The following is a 23,061-nucleotide window of genomic DNA, read 5'->3' as shown; positions in this document are numbered from 1 at the left end:
GCAGAAACAGCATCCCTTGTTTGGATATCCCCTACCGCTGTACTGAACCATACCAGAACGCAACATCATGATGCGCATGATGCGCTTGGCATTTTTCTACTTGTCAGCGCCTTACAAGTACAGCAACCCCAAATTAGCTAATCCTGAAACAGGAATCAAGCCATACACAGATAACACCTTAAAGCTATAACAAAGAACAAACAAAAAAACCGCAAACACAAAACCATTCGGCTTTGTCTTTGCGGTTTTTTTGGAGTTATTATCTGCCGAAACAGGTAATAATCGGAAGCAATAAATTACTTGCTTTCCATCTGCGCCTTGATCAGGTCACCAATAGTGGTAGGACCACCAACTTCAACGTCCTGCTTCTTGCTACGCAGTTCTTTCATAGCAACCTTTTCGTCAGCTTCGTCTTTCGCTTTGATAGACAGGCTGATTACGCGGTTCTTACGATCAACGCTAACAATCTTAGCTTCCAGCTCTTCACCAGCCTTCAGCAGAGTAGTTGCGTCTTCAACGCGGTCACGGCTGATCTCGGAAGCTTTCAGAGTACCTTCAACTTCGTCAGCCAAAGTCACTGTAGCAGCCTTAGCGGTTACTTCCTTGATCACGCCCTTAACGATGATGCCTTTCTGGTTAGCATCAACATAGTTGGCGAAAGGATCGTTCTGCAGCTGCTTGATACCCAGGGAGATACGCTCACGCTCTGCGTCGATGGACAGGATGACAGCTTCGACTTCCTCGCCCTTCTTGTAGTTGCGTACCGCTTCTTCGCCAGTTTCGTTCCAGCTGATGTCGGACAGGTGAACCAGACCGTCGATGCCGCCAGGCAGACCAATGAAGATACCGAAGTCAGTGATAGACTTGATGGTACCCTTCAAAACGTCGCTCTTGCTGCTCAGAGTCGCGAACTCTTCCCATGGGTTCTGCTTGCACTGCTTAACACCCAGAGAAATACGACGACGCTCTTCGTCGATGTCCAGAACCATAACTTCAACTTCATCACCCTGGTTAACAACCTTGGATGGGTGAATGTTCTTGTTGGTCCAGTCCATTTCGGAAACGTGTACCAGACCTTCAACGCCTTCTTCCAGCTCAACAAAGCAGCCGTAGTCAGTCAGGTTGGTTACGTGACCAGTTACCTTGGAACCTTCTGGGAAACGTGCCTTGATAGCAACCCATGGATCTTCACCCAGCTGCTTCAGACCCAGAGATACACGGTTACGCTCACGGTCAAACTTCAGAACCTTAACGTTGATTTCATCGCCAACGTTAACGATTTCACTTGGATGCTTGATACGCTTCCAAGCCATGTCTGTGATGTGCAGCAGACCGTCAACACCACCCAGATCTACAAACGCGCCGTAATCGGTCAGGTTCTTAACTATACCCTTTACTTCCAGACCTTCCTGCAGAGATTCCAGCAGCTGCTCACGCTCAGCGGAGTTTTCAGCTTCCAGAACTGCACGACGGGAAACAACAACATTGTTGCGCTTCTGATCCAGCTTAATTACTTTAAAGTCCAGCTCTTTTCCTTCCAGGTGCGCGGTATCGCGAACTGGACGAACGTCAACCAGAGAACCAGGCAGGAATGCACGGATAGTGTTAACGTCAACGGTGAAACCACCCTTAACCTTACCACTGATAACACCCTTAACGATTTCTTCGGATGCGAAGGCTGCTTCAAGGCCTTTCCAGGACTCAGCGCGCTTAGCCTTTTCACGGGACAGACGGGTTTCACCGAAACCGTCTTCAACTGCATCCAAAGCAACCTGTACAGTGTCGCCAATCTGAACGGAGATTTCGCCGTTTTCATCACGGAACTGGTCTACAGGGATAACACCCTCAGACTTCAGGCCAGCGTGAACGATAACCCAGTCACCATCGATATCAACCACGATACCATCGATGATGGAACCTGGCTTCATTTCAATTTCTTTCAGACTCTCTTCAAAGAGTTCGGCAAAGCTGTCAGTCATTATAAATCCTGTAAATACAACAGAAGAGCATCCTATTGAGCTCCAAAACAAAGAGAAGCATCGGATGGTAATGTTGCAATTTGCTCCACGCCACCAGCCTGCGTGGTCAAAAAATATTATGGCCAGTAATCCAGCGCTGGCTTTCGTTACAACAGATAAAACAGAATTCTGCGTAACAAGACTACTGATCCACCTTCACAACCCCGGAGGGCTGCAATCTGTTAACCTCCCCCCACAAGCGGGAAGAAGCGAAATTCATTATGGGCTGGAGCCGCATTCAGTGCGTTAAATAACGCCCCGCTCACACATCACATCCAACACCCGCCCCAGCACTTCCTGAATGGTTAGTTTAGTGCTATCCAGCACGATTGCATCATCAGCTGGCTTTAATGGGGCAACAGCGCGATGCATATCCCGCTCATCACGGGCATGGATATCGGCCAAAAGGCGACCAAGGCTAACATCCACTCCTTGCTGTTGCAACTGCATATGGCGACGCTTTGCTCGCTCTTCAGCACCCGCGGTCAGGTAGATTTTTACGAGAGCATCCGGGAAAACCACCGTCCCCATATCCCTACCATCAGCAATCAGGCCAGGAGATTCGGCAAAAGCCTGCTGACGGGACATCAGCGCATCACGAACCGCTGGAAGCGCGGCAATCTTAGAGGCACTGATACCCACCTCTTCATTGCGGATAGCAGACTCAACATGCTCGCCTTCCAGAACAATGCCAGACTCGCCACCCTCGTTATCGCCAGCAAGAAACTGCACATCAAGATGGGCAGCCAGAACTTCCAGCGAAGCCTCATCATCCAGCGCAACACCATGATTAATAGCAGCTAACGCTGTCAGACGATAAAGAGCTCCACTATCCAGCAAATGCCAGCCCAACTCCCGAGCCAGCAAACCCGCTATAGTTCCCTTCCCGGAACCACCCGGCCCATCAATAGTGACAACCGGGGCATTATTCTCAATCACAATCTTTCTAGCTTTCCGTTTCGACCAAATTCAACCCAACAGAGTGGGCCAGATCAACAAAATTAGGGAAGGATGTCGCCACATTGGCGCAATCCAGAATTCGTATATCATCGCGGGCCCGCAAGGAAGCAACCGCAAAGGCCATGGCAATACGGTGATCACCATGGCTATGAACAGTGCCACCAGCAAATACGCCCTGATCAGTACACCCAGGAACCTTCATACCATCAGGTAGAGCAACCGCTTTAATACCAAGGGCATTTAATCCATCAGCCATAGACTGAATACGATCACTTTCTTTTACCCGAAGCTCCTCAGCACCTTTCAGCAGGGTATCCCCTTCAGCACAGGAGGCAGCCACAAACAGCACAGGGAACTCGTCAATAGCCAGTGGCACCAATTCTTCAGGAATTTCGATGCCTTTCAGCTGTGCCGAACGCACTCGAATATCCGCTACAGGCTCACCTCCAACTTCTCGTTGGTTTTCCAGAGTGATATCCGCCCCCATCAATTGGAGAATGTCAATCACACCGGTACGGGTTGGATTAATACCCACATGACTCAAAAGCAACTCAGCATCTTTAGCAATAGACCCTGCCACCAGGAAGAACGCTGCTGAGGAAATATCCGATGGAACCTCAATCACCTCAGCACTGGTCAATCGACCACCACCTTGCACAGAAACACGCCCACCATCACTGGCAACCTGATAACCCAGGCCACTCAACATACGCTCAGTATGATCACGGGTAATACCTGGCTCCTGAACGACAGTTTCACCGTCAGCATAGAGTCCCGCCAAAAGCAGGCAGGATTTTACCTGAGCAGAAGCCATAGGCATATCGTAATCTATGCCGGACAACTGATGCCCACCACGAATGACCAGTGGTGGTCTGCCACCTTCCGTGGTTTCTATTTCGGCACCCATCTCACGCAGAGGGTTAACCACACGATTCATCGGGCGCCGGGAAAGAGACTCATCACCGGTCAGAGTAACATCAAATTTCTGAGCAGCCATCAAACCTGCCATCAGGCGCATAGCCGTGCCGGCATTACCCAGGTAAAGAGGACCAGGTGGTGCCTGTAACCCATGAAGACCAACACCATAAATAGTGACACGACCATCACTCGGCCCTTCAATCACAACCCCCATATCTCGGAAAGCCTGAAGGGTTGCCAACGCATCCTCTCCCTCCAGAAAACCGGTCACTTCGGTTTTCCCATCAGCCAGAGCACCCAGCATAATGGATCGATGGGAAATGGATTTATCGCCCGGTACACGCAGGGTACCGGTCGCCGTTCCGCCCGGACGGGCAACATAGGTAATAGAAGACTGACTGCTCATAGATTTCAGATAAGACTGGCTTTCCAGCATGCGAGTAAAATGTTCCCGGGCCGATTTAGCACGGGTAATAATACCCGTCATCGCCCGGCTGTCACCCTGCTCAACCGCAGCATACATATGCTGCAAGCCCTGTGAAAATTCATCAAGAGCCTCAAGCAAGGCATCACGATTTGCAACAAAAACGTCATGCCACATAGTAGGATCACTCGCCGCTATACGAGTAAAATCCCGAAAACCGCCCGCAGCATAACGAAAGATATCCTGACTATCCCGATCTCCAGCTAACGTATCCACCAGAGAAAAGGCCAGAAGATGGGGAAGGTGACTGGTTCTGGCCAAAACCTGATCATGGTGCTCAACCTCCATTTCCAACACTAAAGCGCCAACACTTTCCCAAAGGCTTCGCACCAATCGACTGGCACCTACAGCATTCTCAGGCAAAGGTGTCACTATCACCTTATGGGCCTCATAAAGGTCAGCCTTGGCAGCTGTAATTCCACTTTTTTCTGAGCCGGCTATGGGGTGCCCAGGGACAAAACCGGCCAGCGCATCACCAAAACATTCTCTGGCCGCCACAACAACATCCTGCTTACAGCTGCCAACATCGGTCACAACCTTTCCAGCCAGATTAAAAGTAGCGACTGCCCGCACCATCTCAGCCATAGCCAGAACAGGAACAGCCAGAACAACAATATCAGCCGCAGCGACGCCGGCCTCCAAAGAGTCGGCCGAGCTATCGGTTATGCCTTTCTCTTTCGCAAGAATCAGTGACTGAGGGTCTCTATCCCAGGCAATAATTTCCCGGCAAACATGGCGCTTTTTGAGAGCTGCCGCAAGGGAACCACCAATCAACCCCAAACCGACAATCAAAACTCGACATTCTTTAAATTCGGGAAACATCGCGACACCAGAAGACTTTGCAGACAACGAACTCATTGAGAAACCACTTCTGCCAACGCATCAGGAAGCGCATCGAGGAAAGACTGATTTTCTTTCATTGTGCCGATAGAAACCCGCAAGTGCTGAGGAAGGCCATAGCCAGTGACAGGGCGCACAATAACCCCTCGCCTCAACAAAGCGTTATACACCGCTTCTCCACTTTGCCCGGTATCGAAGGTCAGAAAATTACCCAGAGAAGAAATATAACCTAGCCCCAGCTTTTCCAGCCCACTCCGGATAAGCGCCATCCCTTCGCTATTTAACTTGCGACTTTGATCAACATAATCATCGTCACCCAAAGCCGCGACAGCCGCAGCCAAAGCAAGACTATTCACATTAAACGGGTGACGTACACGGTTCAGCACACCAGCAATTGCAGCACTGGATATACTGTAGCCAACACGCAGACCGGCAAGACCATAAATTTTGGAGAATGTTCGCGTTACAACCAGATTGGAATACTGGCCAAGCCATTGCAAACCATCAGGGTATGATGGCTCTGCTATATATTCACAGTAAGCCTCATCAAGCACAACAAGCACCCGTTCAGGCACCTTCTTCAAGAAATCGGCAATTGCATCGCGAGACAACCAGGTTCCGGTAGGATTATTGGGGTTAGCAATAAATACGACGCGGGTCTTTTCTGTTATAGCTTCTGCCATAGCATCAAGGTCGTGCCCATAATCAACAGCTGGAACCTTAACCGGTACGCCGCTGGCGGCCAATGTTGAAATTGGATAAACCGCAAAAGCATGCTCAGAAAAAACAACTTCATCACCCGGTGCCACCCAGGAGCGAACAATCAAGTCCAACACATCGTTGGAACCGTTACCCAGAGTAATAGCCTCAGCATCCACCTTAAGCTTTTCAGATAAAGCACTCTTAAGCTCAAAACCACCACCATCGGGATAGCGGGAAAGCTCTGCCATTTCATGATGAATCACATCAAGAACAGCCTTTGAGGGACCCAAAGGATTTTCATTACTGGCCAGCTTTACAATACCAGCTTCATCCAACCCCAACTCTCTGGCCAGCTCGGAAACCGGCTTGCCCGGCTGGTAAGGCTGCAAGGTTTGCACACCTTTCACAGCACTTGTTAAAAAGTCAAAACTCACCCTATCCCCCTCAAAACTTTGGGCAAAAACTACAACACACCCTTGGGGTAGGACCCCAGAATTTTCAACTCTGCCGCTAAGCCTTCCACTTCTCGCAAAACGTACTGGACCTTGGGGTCATCTTTGTGGCCGGTGAAATCAACAAAGAACACATAGTTCCAGTTACCACTGCGAGCAGGACGGGTTTCAATACGGGTCAGGTCAATATCGTAACAGTGGAACGGCGCCAGGAGCCGGTGCAGGCTACCAGGCTTATTGCGCATAGAGACGACAACAGACGTTTTATCCTCACCGCTGACCGACACCTGCTCATTACCAATAATCAGGAAACGGGTAGAGTTATCCGGTTCGTCTTCGATTTTTTCTGCCACTACCTCAAGGTCGTACAGCTCCGCCGCCATATCTCCAGCAATAGCCGCCGCATTCCACTCACCACGCACTCGACGAGCAGCTTCTGCATTACTGCTGACCGCAACTTTTTCAACCATGGGCAGGTGGGCATCGAGCCACTTACGACACTGAGCCAGTGACTGCGCATGGGAATACACTCGGGTAATTTTGTCTTTGCGGGTATTTTCGCCACAGAGAAGATGATGATGAATACGCAGTACAACTTCCCCACAAATCTGCAAAGAAGAATTCACAAAGGTATCAAGGGTGTGATTGACCACTCCTTCTGAAGAGTTTTCAACCGGCACAACACCATAATTCACAGCGCCCGCCTCGACTTCACGAAACACTTCATCAATAGCACTCATTGGCACACTGACCGCAGAATGGCCAAAATGCTTCAGAGCTGCCTGCTGGGTAAATGTTCCTTCAGGCCCTAGATAAGCCACCCGAACAGGCTGCTCCAGCGCCAAACAGGCTGACATAATTTCCCGAAACAGGCGAGCCATCTCTTCATCATCCAGAGGCCCACTGTTTTTACTCATAATCGAACGAAGCACCTGAGCTTCACGCTCAGGGCGGTAAAACACAGCCTCACCACTCGCTGCCTGCTTCACCTCAGCGACTTTCTGGGCAACACTGGCACGCTCACTGATCAGCTGCATAATGGATGCATCCAGCTGATCAATCCGCTGGCGCAATCCGTCCAGTGGGTTTTCCTGATCCTTATCTTGTGTACTCATGGTAAGCGACACCTTTTACTGACCGCTCATTATTTCCAGCGGCTGACTGTTAACACCTGATTTTTTTGACAGAAATCACTTGGAATATTTCTTCTCAAAATCCGCCATAAACTCCAGCAACGCATCAACAGAGTCTTCCTGGACCGCATTGTAAATACTGGCTCGCATACCGCCGACAATCCGATGCCCTTTTAGATTAACCAGCTGATTATTTGCTGCCTGACTGAGAAACTCAGCATTCAAGTTGTCATCCGCCAGACGGAAAGGCACATTCATAATGGAGCGGTAACGGGGATCAACCGGATTACTGTAGAACGTGCTGTTATCTATAGCCTGATAAAGCTTAGCGGCCTTGCGTAGATTGACTTTTTCTATGACTTCCAGCCCCCCATTGCCTTTCAGCCACTTAAACACCAGCCCCGCCAGATACACGCCAAAAGTTGGTGGAGTGTTCAGCATGGAGTCATTATCAGCAACATTCTGGTAGTTCATCAGCGTTGGACAAACGTCCACAGCTTTACCTAACAAATCATCGCGCACAATAACAATGGTTAAACCAGCAGGGCCGATATTCTTCTGCGCTCCAGCGTAAATCACGCCATAACGGCTGACATCCAGAGGACGGGACAGAATATTGGAAGACATATCCGCAACCAGCGGCACATCACCAACATCCGGAATAAAGTCATATTCCAAACCGCCAATCGTTTCATTGGGAGTGTAATGCACATAAGCAGCCTCAGGGTCGAGCTGCCAGTTCGCCCGGTCAGGCACAGTCATAAAGCCGCTATCTTCGCTACTGGCCGCAACATTCACATCACCAAAGCGGCGACCTTCTTTAATCGCTTTCGTCGACCAATGACCAGTATTGATATAGTCCGCCTTACCGGAACTACCCATCAGGTTAAACGGCACCATGGCAAACTGCAGAGTTGCTCCGCCCTGCATAAACAACACACGATAATTATCAGGAATTGCCAGCAACTCTCTCAGGTCCTGCTCTGCGGCTGCAGCGACCGCCATAAACTCGGGAGTACGATGACTGGTTTCCATAACTGACAGTCCGCGCCCCTGCCAGTCCAGCATTTCATCCCGGGCTTGCTCAAGAACCTCCTGAGGCAGAGCCGCAGGTCCAGCACAGAAGTTATGAACTCTCGCCATTTTTCTCAGACCATTACCTTTAAAAATTTGGTTTCATTCGAGGACACAAACCAACATCAGCCGCAGTCAGAGACTCAACACCTGACACCCACCCCTAACCTTTCTGCATTGTATAGAAAACACCGAAATGACGATACGACCCACCCTCATAAAAACAGGCAATCAACGTCTATTTCACCTCTTAATCAGCAACATTTACCCAAAATAAAAAAAAGGCGAAACGATTCGCCTTTTTCAGTACTTAAAAATGCTTATTCACCTTTTAGATAAGCCAACACCACCTCATGATGATTTTTGGTCTTGAACTTATTGAAGACGTGCTCAATACAACCTTTTTCATCTACCAGAAAACTGATCCGGTGAATACCGTCAAATACACGCCCCATAAACTTTTTCTCACCCCAGACGCCAAACTGACCTGCAACAACATGATCTTCATCAGACAGCAGAGTAATATTCAGCGCCTTTTTCTCTTCAAAACTTTTCAGTTTTTTAACAGGATCAGGACTTATACCCAGAACCTGCACACCAAGATCATCCAACTCAGGTCGACTTTCCGTCAAACTGCATGCCTGGGTAACACAACCAGGAGTTAACGCCTTAGGGTAGAAATAAACAAGAACCCTACCACCAGAAAAATCCGATAGATTTACGGCTTCACCATTCTGGTTTTGCAAAGAAAATGCGGGAGCCTTATCACCAGCCTGAAGTGTTCTTATCATTTCTACTCCTGGATCTTATGGCCCACCCCAACCCGGGCGAGCCTGCACGAAGAAGAATTATATGATGCTTTACTTGAAAAAAGGCAGATAATTTAACAACGCCCCAGACCACTGGTGCGCATTTCGATATCAAGCACTAACACTCCCTACCCCCAACAAGGAACAGCAAAAACCAGCCACAAAAAAGGCGGGACACCTTTCGACACCCCGCCCTATCAATTTCAAATACTGCTATTTAAGAGTCTTGAACATCCTCTGAGCCATCAACACTCTGCTGAGGCTCTACAGAAGCTTCGGTTACAGCATCATCTTCAGCCTGCTCTCCCTCTACTTCCTCTATCTCCTCAACCTGCTCAAGACCCACAAGCTGCTCGCCTTCGGAAACCCGAATCAGGCGTACACCTTGTGTATTCCGGCCAACCATGGAGACTTCAGCCGCACGGGTGCGGACCAGAGTACCCTGATCAGAAATCAGGATAATGTCATCCTCTTCACTCACCTGTACCGCACCAATCACTGAGCCATTTCGCTCAGTCACTTTGATGGATACAACACCTTGAGTCGCACGCCCTTTCGTTGGGTACTCGTCAAGACTGGTTCGCTTACCAAAGCCGTTAGCCGTCGCAGTCAAAACAGGGCCATCGCCCTCAGGAACAATCAGGGATACAACCTCCTGACCCTCCTGCAACCTGATACCCCGCACACCGGTGGAAACACGACCCATTGGACGAACAAGGTCTTCAGTAAAGCGAACAACCTTACCTGCATCACTGAACAACATAATTTCACGACCCGCCTCACACAAAGACACGCCTATCAGCTCATCACCTTCCACAAGATTGATAGCCCGGATACCAGACGACAGCGGACGCGAGTATGCCTGCAGAGCAGTTTTCTTAACCGTTCCGCAAGCCGTTGCAAAGACAACAAACTTATCTTCACTGTATTCCGCCACCGGCAGCATCGCGGTAATACGCTCACCTTCATCAAGGGGCAGGATATTAATAATCGGACGACCACGAGCAGTACGGGAAGCCACAGGAATTTCATAAACCTTGCGCCAGTAAACCTTACCCTTACTGGAGAACAGCAACAGCTGGGTATGAGTATTCGCCACCAGCATATGTTCAACGCAATCTTCTTCTTTCAGCGACCCGGAACTCTTACCCCTACCACCACGCTTCTGAGCCTGATACTCGCTGAGAGGTACAGTTTTGGCGTAACCTGTACGCGACAGGGTCACCACCATATCCTCTTCGGTGATCAGGTCTTCAACTGTAAGATCACGGCGGGACGTTGTGATTTCCGTACGACGTTCATCGCCATACTCCTCAACAACAGCTTCCAGCTCCTCACGAATCACTTCCATCAAGCGGGCAGAGTCAGAAAGAATCAGCACCAGCTCGGCGATTCTATCCAGCAGTTCACGGTACTCAGTCAACAGCTTCTCATGCTCAAGACCGGTCAAGCGATGCAAACGCATTTCCAGAATAGCCTGAGCCTGCTGCGGAGACAGACGATACTTATCGCCATCAATACCGTAAGCGGAAGGCAGATCATCCGGACGACAGGAATCGCTGCCCGCCTTTTCAAGCATGCCCAGAACCAAACCTGCATCCCAGGCCTGAGCCATCAATGCGTCTTTAGCTTCTGCGGAAGTCTGAGACTTTTTAATGGTTTCAATAACTGGATCAATATTGGAAAGTGCAACAGCCAGACCTTCCAATGTATGCCCACGTTCACGGGCTTTGCGCAGTTCGTAAACCGTACGACGAGTAACAACTTCTCGACGATGACGAACAAACGCTTCCAGCATCTGCTTAAGATTCAGCGTTTGGGGGCGACCATCAACCAGCGCCACCATATTGATACCGAAAACTGTTTCCAGCTGAGTCTGAGCGTAAAGGTTGTTCAGAACAACCTCACCCACCTCGCCACGGCGCAGCTCAATAACAACCCGTAAACCGTCCTTATCGGACTCATCACGGATTTCGCTGATGCCTTCAATCTTTTTCTCTTTAACCAGCTCGGCAATCTTCTCAATCAACCGGGCTTTGTTCACCTGATAAGGCAGTTCGTGAATAATAATAATTTCACGATTCTTCTTGGGATCAGGGATAACTTCTGCACGGGAACGAATCCAGATACGGCCTCGACCAGTGCGATAAGCCTGCAGAATACCCGCCTTGCCATTGATGATGGCAGAGGTCGGGAAATCCGGACCGGGAATGAATCCCATCAAGTCATCAATATCTGCATCCGGATTATCCAGCAGATGCAGACAGCCGCTCACAACTTCTGTCAGGTTATGAGGGGGAATATTTGTTGCCATTCCCACCGCGATACCGGCACCACCGTTCACTAGCAGATTAGGGATTCGGGTTGGCATAACAGCTGGAATCTGCTCAGTGCCATCGTAGTTGGGCACATAGTCGACAGTTTCCTTGTCGAGATCAGCCAGTAGATCATGGCTGATTTTCTTCATCCGTATTTCGGTATAACGCATGGCAGCGGCAGAGTCACCATCAATGGAACCGAAGTTCCCCTGACCATCCACCAGCGGATAGCGCAGAGAGAAATCCTGAGCCATACGGACAATGGTGTCGTAAACCGCAGAGTCACCATGAGGGTGATATTTACCGATCACATCACCAACAACACGAGCAGACTTCTTGTAGGGCTTATTCCAATCGTTGGAAAGCTCGTTCATGGCGAACAGCACGCGCCTATGAACCGGTTTGAGACCGTCACGCACATCCGGCAATGCCCGGCCCACGATAACGCTCATCGCATAGTCAAGGTATGACTGCTTGAGTTCGTCTTCGATGTTGACCGGTAGAATTTGGTTTGCTGTATCTACCATAAGTGCCTAAAAATCCTTGAAAAGCCTATCGTCACCCGGAGCGTCCCGCGCTCACGGGGTTACCACGGTATTAAACGCCTAAATATGCCCAGCGTTTTGTCTGCTACTGCGACATCCAACTGCAAAGCGGTAAATCATACCACAATCAGGGGGTACCTACTCAATCTATCTGCTTGCTATTCAAACACTTCCGGCAATAAAACGATATCTTTCCCGCTTCACACCTGCTCGCTGCGCGCTTGATTCAGGTATACTCGGAAAAAGCCAGAATGTGGATATGACAAATGACCACCTCAGCAATAAACAACAACCATGAGAAACAGCATGCGGATACCCTGATTCATGCACGCTGGATTATCACCGTGGATGGCTCCAAAGCCATTCTGGAAGACCACTCTCTGGCCGTAGTGAATGGACAGATTGCCGCCATATTGCCAACATCGGAAGCAAAAATTCAATGGTCTGCGGATAATACCCAGACTCTCAGTGACCACGCACTGATACCCGGCTTCATCAACACCCACGGCCATGCCGCCATGAGTCTGTTCCGGGGCATGTCTGATGACCTGCCCATTATGGAATGGTTAAATGATCACATCTGGCCTGCTGAAGGTCAGTTTGTAAACGAAGATTTTGTTCACGATGGTACGCGCCTGGCCATGGCAGAAATGATTCGCGGCGGCACCACAACATTCAGTGATAACTACTTTTACCCGGATGCCGCTGGCCACGCTGCACTGGAAGGTGGCATGCGCTGCCAGCTGGTGTTTCCGGTACTGGACTTCCCCACCAATTGGGCGAAAGACGCAGCCAACTATATTTACAAAGGTCTGGAAGTCGTCGACCTGTTTCGTAATCAAGACAGTATTCTGGTGGGCTTTGGTCCCCACGCGCCATACTCTGTCAGCGACGGTCCAATAAAAGAAATTATTACTCTGTCTGAGCAACTGGATGTTAACGTGCAGATGCACATCCACGAAAGCGCCCTGGAAGTCAGCGAAGCCGTTGAAAAAACAGGTATGCGCCCTCTGCGCCGACTGGCCGATCTCGGATTCCTTTCTCCCCGCCTTCAGTGCACTCATATGACGCAACTGAACGAGGCGGAAATCCAGTTGATTGCCCAAAATGGCTGCAGCGTTCTTCACTGCCCGGAATCCAACCTGAAACTTGCCAGCGGCTTTAGTCCTATCGCCCGGCTTCAACAGGCTGGTATTAACGTGGCCATTGGTACCGACGGCTGCGCCAGCAACAACGATCTCGACATGCTTGGCGAAACCCGTACAGCATCACTTCTCGCCAAAGCCGTTGGTCAAGATGCAACCGCTCTCAGCGCATGGGGAGCACTTGAAGCTGCCACAATTAATGGCGCCCGGGCCATGGGCATTGAAAACCAGACCGGTAGCCTTGAAGTTGGTAAGCAGGCTGATATCGCAGCTATCGCCATGAATGAGCTAGAAAACCTGCCCGTATACAACCCAGTTTCTCAACTAATTTACACCGCCAATCGCAACCAGTTCACTCACGTTTGGGTAAACGGTAAAGTGCTGATGGAAGACCGCCATCTTACTACACTGGACGAAGCCTGGCTGAAACAACGTGCCGGTGAATGGCAGAAACGTATATCCGCAAGCCGTCAGGGATAAGCAGAAAGACATGACTGAAGGACACAAAAACAATTCTGGCCACCAGGGCAATGTTGACCATCAGGAAATAGCCAAGTTTGAGGCTCTGGCCAGCCGCTGGTGGGATCAGAACAGTGAGTTCCGCCCACTGCACCAGATCAATCCGCTTAGACTGGACTACATTGACCAACGTGCAGGGCTGGCAGGAAAAACCGTTCTGGATGTTGGCTGTGGCGGTGGCATTCTCAGTGAGTCTATGGCTCGCCGGGGTGCTAAAGTTACCGGCATTGATATGGGGGAAGCACCTCTTTCCGTCGCCCGACTTCACGGATTGGAAAGTGGTGTTGAAGTGAATTACCAGCAGATCACCGCTGAGCAACTGGCAGAAGACCAGCCGGCCAGCTTTGACGTTGTAACCTGCTTAGAGATGCTGGAGCACGTTCCAGATCCATCAAAGGTTATTGCTGCCTGTGCCAAGCTGGTGAAGCCGGGAGGCCATGTTTTCTTCTCCACCATTAACCGTAATCCAAAAGCCTGGCTGTTTGCCATTGCCGGTGCGGAATATATTTTGAACCTGTTGCCGAAAGGCACTCATGACTTCAAGAAGTTTATTCGCCCCCATGAGTTAACCAGCTGGTGTCGTAAGGCCGAACTGGACGTACATCACTCTACCGGTCTGCTTTATAACCCTTTAACCAAGCGTTACTGGCTACAAGAAAGAGATTTGGATGTGAATTATATGATTCATACCACTCTTCCTGCGGATACTGACACCGGCGCTTGAAGCTGGTTGGCGATTCCTATAAAACAATAAATGAGTGGCTTCCGATAACAGTACTCGAAAGCCACTCACTCAAAACATATTCAAGCCAAAACCACAGGAATGACAACAATGGAAGGCAGCCTGAAGAGTGAAATCCAGGCGGTACTATTTGACCTGGACGGCACACTTCTCGACACCTCAGAGGATTTCGTCCACACCCTCAACACCATGCTGCGTGAGGACAACTATCAGCCATTGCCCGCCGAGGTAATTCGCGCCAATGTCTCTAACGGTTCCCGTGGCCTCATTACTCTCGGTTACGGTTTACAGCCCAACGAACCTGGTTTTGACACCTTGCGCAACCGCCTGCTGGTGAACTACGAAACACATACCGCCAATCCCCAGCGAAAAAAACCAGCCGTTCTTTTCGAAGGTATTGAACCATTGCTCGCTGCTATTGAGGCCAGAGGGCTTCCCTGGGGCATTGTCACCAACAAGCCCAGACCTTTAACTCTACCATTGCTGGATCAGCTCGGTCTGAGTGAACGGTGTAGCGTACTGGTTTGCCCGGATGATGTGAAAAAGAGCAAGCCAGACCCGGAATCCCTGTGGCAGGCTTCCGACATCCTTAGCTGTGATCCCTCCACCTGTGTTTATATTGGCGATCATGAGCGGGATATTCAGGCGGGTCACTCTGCTGGCATGGTGACCGTTACGGCGCTTTACGGCTTTATTGCCCCAGAAGATGATCCAGACACATGGCAGGCCGACTATAATACCGAGTCCCCTCAGGGCCTTCTGGAATGGCTGGATGAATGTGATTGGAATCTGCCCGGGTAACCCGACGAACACAATCGTGTAACGCTTACTAAACACCTGCCGCCTTATCATAACCATTTATAAAGGCGGCTCTTTGCAGTCAATTAAGGAAACTGACCATGTTTGACTATCAGGCACCAGAAAACCTTCTGGAAAACCGGGTAATTCTGGTCACAGGTGCTGGCGATGGAATTGGTCGCACTGCGGCACTTACATACGCAAAGCACGGAGCAACAGTTATCCTACTCGGACGAACCACCGAGAAACTGGAAAAAGTCTACGACAAAATTGAACAGGCAGGTTACCCACAACCAGCGATTGTTCCCCTGAACCTTGAAACGGCAACCTTCCATGATTATCAGGAAGTGGCCAGCACCATTGCCGAAGAGTTTGGCTGCCTCGATGGTTTACTTCATAACGCCAGTTTACTCGGACGCCTTGGGCCACTCTTTCAGTATGATCCTGACACCTGGCAGCGTGTCATGCAGGTGAATGTCAATGCAGAATTTCTGTTAACCCGAGAGCTGATCCCCTTGTTAAGAGAAGCACCTGAAGCGTCTGTTGTTTTCACCAGCTCCAGCGTTGGTAGCAAAGGTCGGGCACATTGGGGAGCCTACAGCATTTCAAAGTTCGCTACTGAAGGCTTGATGCAGGTTTTAGCCGACGAAGAAGACGGTCTGAGCAAAGTACGATCCAATGCCATCAATCCCGGAGCGACACGCACAGCCATGAGAGCCAGTGCTTATCCCGCCGAAGACCCAGAGACACTGAAAACCCCCGAAGAAATCATGCCTCTGTATCTATACTTGATGGGCAGCGACAGCAGAGAAATTAACGGCCAAACTTTAAAAGCCCAATAATATTAACCCCTGCAAAATACTGATTCCCCATAATCCCCTGTTATAAATAGTGGGGGATTTTTTAACATTTTCTTTCTTGCCTCCCAGGTAATTTTTCAAGCAGAATTGCGCTCCGATTTGGGCGTAACGACAACACCAAGTCCACCAATAAATACAACAGGCAACCACTGCCAATTGAGGGCGATTATTTGGAAAAGAGATCCTCTCCCAAGCATCAAAATACCTCCTGGGATATAGCTAAAGCAGAAGAGCTGTATGGCATTCACCGTTGGAGCAACGACTATTTCGGCCTCAACAGTCGCGGTGAAGTCACAGCGAAAACCTTGAACACCGAAGTCCCCCTTCTGAATATCATCGAAGAAATGGCTGAACGGGACTTGCAGATGCCTGTGCTTCTCAGAATCGAGAACATTCTGGATGCACAACTTTTTCGATTAAATGAAGCCTTTCGTAAAGCGATCTGCGAGGTTGGTTATAACAACCACTATCGTGGCGTTTACCCAATAAAGGTCAACCAGCAGGCTCAGGTTGTGGAGGAGATTGCTGCTTTCGGTGCTCGATTTAATCATGGTTTTGAAGTGGGCAGCAAACCAGAAATGATTGCTGTACTTGCCACTTTGCGTGACCCCGGCAGCCTGATTATTTGTAACGGTTACAAAGATGCCGAGTTTGTTGAGCTTGGTCTTAATGCCATTAAACTGGGCTTCGACTGTTTCTTTGTGGTTGAGACTCCTGCCGAACTTCCTATCATCATTGAACGAAGCCGCGCCCTTGGGGTGGAACCCATGATCGGCGTACGTGCCAAAATGACAAGTCAAGTCAGTGGCCACTGGAATTCTACCAGCGGTGATCGCAGTGTTTTCGGGCTGACCAGTACCCAGCTGATAGCTGCTGTCGACCTGTTGAAAAAAGAAAACATGTTGCACTGTCTGCAACTTCTTCACTGCCATCTTGGTTCACAAATCCCGAACATTCGCGATATTCGCAGCGGTATTGTCGAGGCCTGCAGATACTATACCGATCTGGTTAACGAAGGTGCAGCCCTGACTCATATTGATCTGGGTGGCGGCCTGGCTGTGGATTACACTGGCGCAAAAAGCAATGATGGGCAGAGTCGCAACTACAGCCTCGAAGAGTATTGCGAAGATATAGTCGACACCCTGAAAACCACTTTTGATCAGTACGATATAGCTCACCCGACAATTGTAACCGAGTCTGGCCGCGCCACCGTCGCCTATGGTTCTGTACTGTTGTTCAATATTCTTGATGTCACGTCATTTGAACCGGAAAAGGCTCTTTGCGCCTCGGATCATGAACATCCCCAGCTGGAGAAAATGCGGGAAATCTTTGAATACCTCACTCCAGAGCGAGCGCAGGAATGTTTCAATGATGCCCATTTCCATCGACAGGAAATCAGAGAACTCTTTAAACAGGGGCAGCTTGATTTACGAAACCGCTCCATTGCCGAGAACCTGTTTCTGGAAATCCTCCAACGCATTGCAGCCATGCTGGATGACATGAAACGCATTCCAGCCGATCTTGAAGGGTTAAAAGTTTCGTTGTCTGATATTTACTACGGCAACTTCAGTCTGTTCCAGTCTTTGCCGGATATCTGGGCCATTGATCAGTTATTCCCGATTATTCCTGTTCACAGGTTGAATGAAGAGCCTGACCGACAGGCTGTGCTTGCAGATATCACCTGTGACTGCGATGGCAAGATTGATCGCTTTATTGATCCCTGGGAAGGCTCTGCACAAACGCTCCCACTCCACTCACTCAAAAAAAATGAAGAGTATTACTTAGGTGTTTTCCTGATCGGTGCTTATCAGGAAACTCTTGGTGATCTTCATAATTTGTTTGGAGACACCAATGTCGTCAGTGTGCGCTTAAACAGCGATGGCACTTATGACTTCGTCAAAGAAATTCACGGTGACACCATCGCAGACGTGTTGAGCTATGTGGAATACCAGCCGAAAGAGATGTATCTGCAATTCCGCAACACCGCAGAACAAGCCGTAAAGGAAGGTCGAATTACTGCCAGAGAACGGCAGAACATGATGAAAACCTTCAATGCCAGCATGCAAGGCTATACCTACTATGAGAAATAACCTTCAGCGAAAAATAACAGAGTGAGAATTGAATAATGGCAAAAGTGTTAATTATCGGTGCAGGCGGTGTCGGCCAGGTGGTCGCCCATAAATGCGCACAATTGCCGGAAGTGTTTACAGAAATCGTTCTGGCCAGCCGCACAGAGTCCAAGTGTAAAGCTATTGCAGAGCTGTTGATTCGCCCGATAGAAACGGCGCAGGTTGATGCGGACAATGTTCCGGAACTGGTCGAGCTGATTAACAAGATCAAACCTTTTCTGATAATCAACGTGGCTCTTCCTTATCAGGACTTAACCATTATGGATGCCTGTCTGGAAACAGGTGTCCACTATATGGATACCGCCAACTACGAGCCGCTGGATACCGCTAAGTTCGAATACAAATGGCAGTGGGCTTATCAGGAAAAGTTTGAGAAGGCTGGACTGATGGCACTTCTGGGTTCCGGCTTTGATCCCGGTGCCACCAATATGTTTACGGCTTACGCTGCCAAGCACTACTTCGATGAAATTCACACTCTCAATATTATTGATGTGAATGGTGGCGATCATGGTTATCCCTTCGCCACCAACTTCAACCCGGAAATTAATATCCGAGAAGTAACGGCCGAATGCCGCCACTGGGAAAATGGTGAGTTTGTTGCAACACCAGCCATGTCTCTCAAGCAAAGCTTCACCTGCCCGGACGAGGTTGGTGAATACAATATTTACCGAATGTACCACGAAGAGCTGGAATCTCTGACCAAACACTACCCGACGATCAAGAAAGCCCAGTTCTGGATGAGCTTTGGTGAGAGCTACCTGAAACACCTGGAAGTACTGGGTAATGTTGGCATGACAGGTATTGAACCAGTAAACTTTAACGGCACAGAAATTGTACCCATTCAGTTCCTGAAACACCTTCTGCCTGACCCATCCACCCTTGGCCCTCGCACCAAAGGCAAAACCTGTATTGGTTGCGTTGTTCAGGGTGTGAAAGATGGCGAACAGAAGTCTGTGTACGTTTATCAGATCAAAGACCATCAAGATTGCTATCAGGAAGTTCAATCCCAGGCCATCTCTTACACCACCGGCGTACCAGCCATGATTGGTGCCAAGATGATGATCGAAGGTAAATGGATGAAACCAGGGGTCTGGAACATGGAGCAGTTGGATCCAGATCCTTTTATGGAAGATATGAACAAACACGGCCTGCCATGGAAAGTGATGGAAAACCCAGAGTTTGATCTGATTTGATCTGACTGTAGCCCTGATATTCTACTCAGGGCTACATATCCCCTTCATATTTAATTTCTGCCAACGGGTCGCTGTAACTTATATTATTTTGAAGATGATTGGCACGGCCATTCAGTTAAGCATTGCAGTACTCTGCCATCCTGAACAGCAGACACAGGCCATACCATTGCCGAAAAAACATGGCATTACCTTCATCATAACCGGCTGCTGCATAGTCATAACCTATGGACTGGTGCTATGCTCCATGGCCTTTGTAGATAATGTCAGTTACGTAGTGGTTCTGCGTCAAGCCAGCATTCCCATTGGTGTACTTATGGGCGTAGTTTGGTTGAAAGAAAGTGTCCCGACACCGAAGAAGTGTGGACTATTCCTGATACTATCGGGTTTAGTTATGGTTAGCCTTTAACTCAGAAGCAAACCACTCAGTCCTTTATAAATATAAGTTTCCGTTTCAAAGAATGATAAAAGCGACAACCTTTCACTGTTTTGATTGTTCACGAGTACCTTCTCCCTGTTTTGTTGTGGATGAGGTGGCTATTGAAAACAACCTGAAAATTCTGGCTCGGGTTCAACAAGAATCAGGAGCCAAGGTTCTGCTAGCCCTGAAAGCTTTTTCCATGTTCAGCCTGGCCCCTTTGATTAGCAAATATTTGTCGGGGACATGCGCCAGTGGGCTCTATGAAGCAAAGCTCGGCCATGAAGAGTTTGGTCAAGAAGTTCACACATTTTCAGCGGCATACACTGAAAGGGATTTACCAGAAATCCTCAACATTTCTGACCACGTTGTTTTTAACTCATTTCACCAATGGCAGCGTTTCCAGACACTCATACAGCAGGCAAAAGCTCAGAGGCCTAAACTTGAATTTGGCTTGCGTATAAACCCTCTTCATTCCGAGGGATCCACACCTATTTATGACCCCTGCGCCCCCGGCTCTCGGCTTGGTATTATTCCAAGTAAATTTGAAAGACAGAGTTTAGAAGGTATTTCCGGTCTGCATTTCCATACTCTCTGCGAGCAGGGATATGAACCTCTGAACAGAACTCTCTCCGCTGTAGAAGAACACTTTGGTGATATTATCCATACTCTAAAATGGGTGAACTTCGGTGGTGGCCATCATATCACCGCTCCAGATTACGATGTAGAAGCCCTGATTCATCGCATCAAAGCTTTCCAGAAAAAATATCAGGTTCAGGTTTATCTGGAGCCAGGGGAGGCAATCGCCATTCATTCCGGTGTATTAATCAGTGAAGTCTTGGATATCACTCATAACACTATGGATCTGGCAATTCTTGACACCTCCGCCACCTGCCATATGCCGGACACACTGGAAATGCCCTACCGGGCAGATATTTTTCAGGCAGGTTTACCGAATGAAAAGTCACACACTTATCGCCTTGGAGGCCAAACCTGTCTGGCAGGAGATGTGATGGGTGATTACAGCTTTGACCAGCCTCTGGAAGTTGCTCAGAGGCTGATGTTTGATGATATGGCCCACTACACCATGGTGAAAACCAGTACATTTAATGGCATTGGCTTACCAGCTATAGCTATCTGGAATTCTGAAACCGATAATTTAAGGTTCACCAAAGAGTTTGGGTACAATGACTTTAAGGACAGGCTCTCCTGAGCCTTGTCTTTAACAATTCCAAGCGTCGCTTTCCCGACTGTTAGCACCCTGGTAAGAAATAGCAGCTAATCTCTCGTCTCCTGTTTTATAGGTGGCGAATATGTCCCAACCAGCCCATAAGTGTCTTGTATTTCTCCATCTGCTCTTTTCCTGTCAACTCTATGCACTGGAATGGAAAGACCTCTATGAACAAACCACTCTGGCCATGCTCTGGCAGCAGCACTCTGAAGAGAGCAGAGCTCTATCCTGGCAAACATTCAACATGGCTGCGGATGTGGTTGACCAACAGTTGGAACAAACACACGCCTCAGGAAAAAAGCCGGCTCTTGTTACCGATATTGATGACACAATTATCCAAGCATCCGCTTACTTTGCTGGCTTTATTGGCTCTAACGAAAAGCGTACTAAAGAACGTGATTACCTCTGGTGGCAATCTCAACCTCCCAAGCTGACACCCGGAGCGAAATACTTCTTATCGAACACCTCCAGCAAAGGCGTTGAGATTCTGTATCTCACTGCACGGTATCACGATCCTATTGTTGCGAGTAGCACCCTGGAAATGCTCTCCAAGGCTGACCTTCCCTATACAGATACCAAACATTTGCAGATCAGTTCAGGACTCCAAAAGAGCGACCTGATCCGTCTGTGGGGAGAGCAGGAGAACAGGCAGATCATCCTGACTATGGGCGATAAGATGGCTGACCTCGGGTTTGAGCTTCCGATCAAATCAAAGACCCAAAAACAGTGGTTGGAAAACAACCCCAGTAAACCTGGGCAACACAGCCTTCTGCAAACAAATGCGGCTTATGGCACCTGGGAGTGTGTCACCCATGGCTACTGCCCTCATTCACCTGATGAAGAACATACTTTACGGCAGAATAAAGCCAAACAGCTGGTGGGCGACTTTCAGCAGCCCCCTTCAGATTTCTTCGCTTCTGACAAATTCTATCGCGGAACAGAAATGGGTCACTTATTAGAGTGGACCACCGAGTCTGCAGAGTACCCGTTTATTACCCGGCAAATTTATAACCGAGCCAGCCAGTACTGGAAGCAATCACGACCCGAGCAAGGTGCAGCCGTTGTTATTGATATTGATGGAACTATTGTTCAGAACATTCCATTCCCAGCCCATGTTTTCCTGAACAACCATACAGAAAACCCTCTCGAGCTCTTTAATCATTGGGCAGGCCTGGAACAACCACAAGCCCTGGTAGCTGGTGCCAAGGAGTATCTTCATGCCGTGAAAGAGGCTGGTGGAGAAATCTTCTACGTCACCAACCGGCCGCCCCAATCTGCAAGAGGCAATGATATGAGAGGCCCTTTGCTGGCGTCTCTGGAAGCAACAGGGCTCCCCGTACCCGACAGCCAACACCTTCTAATGTTCGGGGATTTCAGTGATAGGAGCGACACCAATAAACGCATGCGATTTGCAGCTATTCGTACAGGCATGGTAACAGGGAAACCAGTTAATGTTGCCCAGATGATTGGTGACCGCATTGAAGATATAGAGATTTATGCAGATGACCTTGCCATTGATAACGACGGCAAACCTGAGGGGGCTCTTCAGGAACTTGGTCGCAGCCGATTTCTGCTTCCATTTCCTCTTTATACCCCAGGATGGTTACGCCGCCTCTATAAGCAGTGGCACGGAAACGAATGGCAGAGCCAATCAGCCGAAAAGCTTTCAGCCAGTCGTAAAGGGCATATTGAAGCGTGGACACCTTCTCCTTAATAACCAAATAAGCACGACTCTTACCTGATATACAAAATGACAGCCAGGGATGGCTTAATGAA

At 49.1% G+C, this 23,061-nt stretch carries 17 protein-coding genes; 9 read left to right on the top strand and 8 right to left on the bottom strand.

Annotation, left to right across the window (positions count from 1 at the left end):
• Window positions 1–296 precede the first annotated feature (296 nt).
• The 8 genes from rpsA to gyrA all read right to left on the bottom strand — a co-directional run bounded on the left by rpsA (window position 297) and on the right by gyrA (window position 12,235).
• Window positions 297–1,979 (bottom strand): 30S ribosomal protein S1, encoded by a 1,683-nt coding sequence (gene rpsA / locus QMA35_RS02250; RefSeq protein WP_281645506.1) that lies wholly within the window; start codon window positions 1,977–1,979, stop codon window positions 297–299.
• 285 nt (window positions 1,980–2,264) lie between these two features.
• Complete coding sequence (gene cmk, locus QMA35_RS02245) at window positions 2,265–2,957, bottom strand: (d)CMP kinase (protein WP_281645505.1); 693 nt, start codon at window positions 2,955–2,957, stop codon at window positions 2,265–2,267.
• 7 nt (window positions 2,958–2,964) lie between these two features.
• Entirely contained in the window at window positions 2,965–5,238 is a 2,274-nt protein-coding gene (locus tag QMA35_RS02240; protein WP_281645504.1) for a bifunctional prephenate dehydrogenase/3-phosphoshikimate 1-carboxyvinyltransferase, read from the bottom strand.
• Window positions 5,235–6,356, bottom strand: coding sequence for a histidinol-phosphate transaminase (gene hisC, locus QMA35_RS02235; protein ID WP_281645503.1), 1,122 nt, complete (start codon window positions 6,354–6,356; stop codon window positions 5,235–5,237). The genes QMA35_RS02240 and hisC overlap by 4 nt, the downstream gene beginning before the upstream one ends.
• A gap of 29 nt (window positions 6,357–6,385) precedes the next feature.
• Window positions 6,386–7,489, bottom strand: a complete 1,104-nt coding sequence (gene pheA / locus QMA35_RS02230) for a prephenate dehydratase (protein ID WP_281645502.1) — start codon at window positions 7,487–7,489, stop codon at window positions 6,386–6,388.
• A gap of 75 nt (window positions 7,490–7,564) precedes the next feature.
• Window positions 7,565–8,650 (bottom strand): 3-phosphoserine/phosphohydroxythreonine transaminase, encoded by a 1,086-nt coding sequence (serC, locus tag QMA35_RS02225; protein ID WP_281645501.1) that lies wholly within the window; start codon window positions 8,648–8,650, stop codon window positions 7,565–7,567.
• A gap of 251 nt (window positions 8,651–8,901) precedes the next feature.
• Window positions 8,902–9,372, bottom strand: a complete 471-nt coding sequence (gene bcp, locus QMA35_RS02220) for a thioredoxin-dependent thiol peroxidase (RefSeq protein ID WP_281645500.1) — start codon at window positions 9,370–9,372, stop codon at window positions 8,902–8,904.
• Between the two features lie 235 nt (window positions 9,373–9,607).
• Window positions 9,608–12,235: a DNA gyrase subunit A gene (gene gyrA, locus QMA35_RS02215; RefSeq protein WP_281645499.1), complete on the bottom strand. Its 2,628-nt coding sequence runs from the start codon at window positions 12,233–12,235 to the stop codon at window positions 9,608–9,610.
• Window positions 12,236–12,519: 284 nt separating this feature from the next.
• Between gyrA and QMA35_RS02210 the strand changes: the two genes are divergently transcribed.
• The 9 genes from QMA35_RS02210 to QMA35_RS02170 all read left to right on the top strand — a co-directional run bounded on the left by QMA35_RS02210 (window position 12,520) and on the right by QMA35_RS02170 (window position 22,999).
• Window positions 12,520–13,878 (top strand): TRZ/ATZ family hydrolase, encoded by a 1,359-nt coding sequence (locus QMA35_RS02210; RefSeq protein WP_281645498.1) that lies wholly within the window; start codon window positions 12,520–12,522, stop codon window positions 13,876–13,878.
• A gap of 10 nt (window positions 13,879–13,888) precedes the next feature.
• Window positions 13,889–14,641: a bifunctional 2-polyprenyl-6-hydroxyphenol methylase/3-demethylubiquinol 3-O-methyltransferase UbiG gene (ubiG, locus tag QMA35_RS02205; RefSeq protein WP_281645497.1), complete on the top strand. Its 753-nt coding sequence runs from the start codon at window positions 13,889–13,891 to the stop codon at window positions 14,639–14,641.
• A 108-nt stretch (window positions 14,642–14,749) separates the two neighbouring features.
• A complete protein-coding gene (locus QMA35_RS02200; protein WP_281645496.1) occupies window positions 14,750–15,460 on the top strand; it encodes an HAD-IA family hydrolase in 711 nt (236 codons plus the stop codon).
• A gap of 98 nt (window positions 15,461–15,558) precedes the next feature.
• A complete protein-coding gene (locus tag QMA35_RS02195; RefSeq protein ID WP_281645495.1) occupies window positions 15,559–16,299 on the top strand; it encodes a YciK family oxidoreductase in 741 nt (246 codons plus the stop codon).
• A gap of 188 nt (window positions 16,300–16,487) precedes the next feature.
• On the top strand, window positions 16,488–18,407 hold the full coding sequence (gene speA, locus QMA35_RS02190) for a biosynthetic arginine decarboxylase (RefSeq protein ID WP_281645494.1): 1,920 nt from the start codon (window positions 16,488–16,490) through the stop codon (window positions 18,405–18,407).
• Between the two features lie 35 nt (window positions 18,408–18,442).
• Window positions 18,443–19,639, top strand: coding sequence for a saccharopine dehydrogenase family protein (locus QMA35_RS02185; protein ID WP_281645493.1), 1,197 nt, complete (start codon window positions 18,443–18,445; stop codon window positions 19,637–19,639).
• Between the two features lie 244 nt (window positions 19,640–19,883).
• Window positions 19,884–20,045, top strand: a complete 162-nt coding sequence (locus tag QMA35_RS02180; protein ID WP_281645492.1) for a hypothetical protein — start codon at window positions 19,884–19,886, stop codon at window positions 20,043–20,045.
• Window positions 20,046–20,097: 52 nt separating this feature from the next.
• Window positions 20,098–21,267: a carboxynorspermidine decarboxylase gene (gene nspC / locus QMA35_RS02175; protein WP_281645491.1), complete on the top strand. Its 1,170-nt coding sequence runs from the start codon at window positions 20,098–20,100 to the stop codon at window positions 21,265–21,267.
• Window positions 21,268–21,367: 100 nt separating this feature from the next.
• Complete coding sequence (locus QMA35_RS02170) at window positions 21,368–22,999, top strand: HAD family acid phosphatase (RefSeq protein WP_281645490.1); 1,632 nt, start codon at window positions 21,368–21,370, stop codon at window positions 22,997–22,999.
• Window positions 23,000–23,061: the final 62 nt, after the last annotated feature.

This window comes from Parendozoicomonas sp. Alg238-R29, assembly GCF_947331445.1.
In the GTDB taxonomy this organism is placed as follows: domain Bacteria; phylum Pseudomonadota; class Gammaproteobacteria; order Pseudomonadales; family Endozoicomonadaceae; genus Sansalvadorimonas.
The sequence above is the reverse complement of the archived record's forward strand: the minus strand, read 5'-3'. Positions and strand labels throughout refer to the sequence as shown.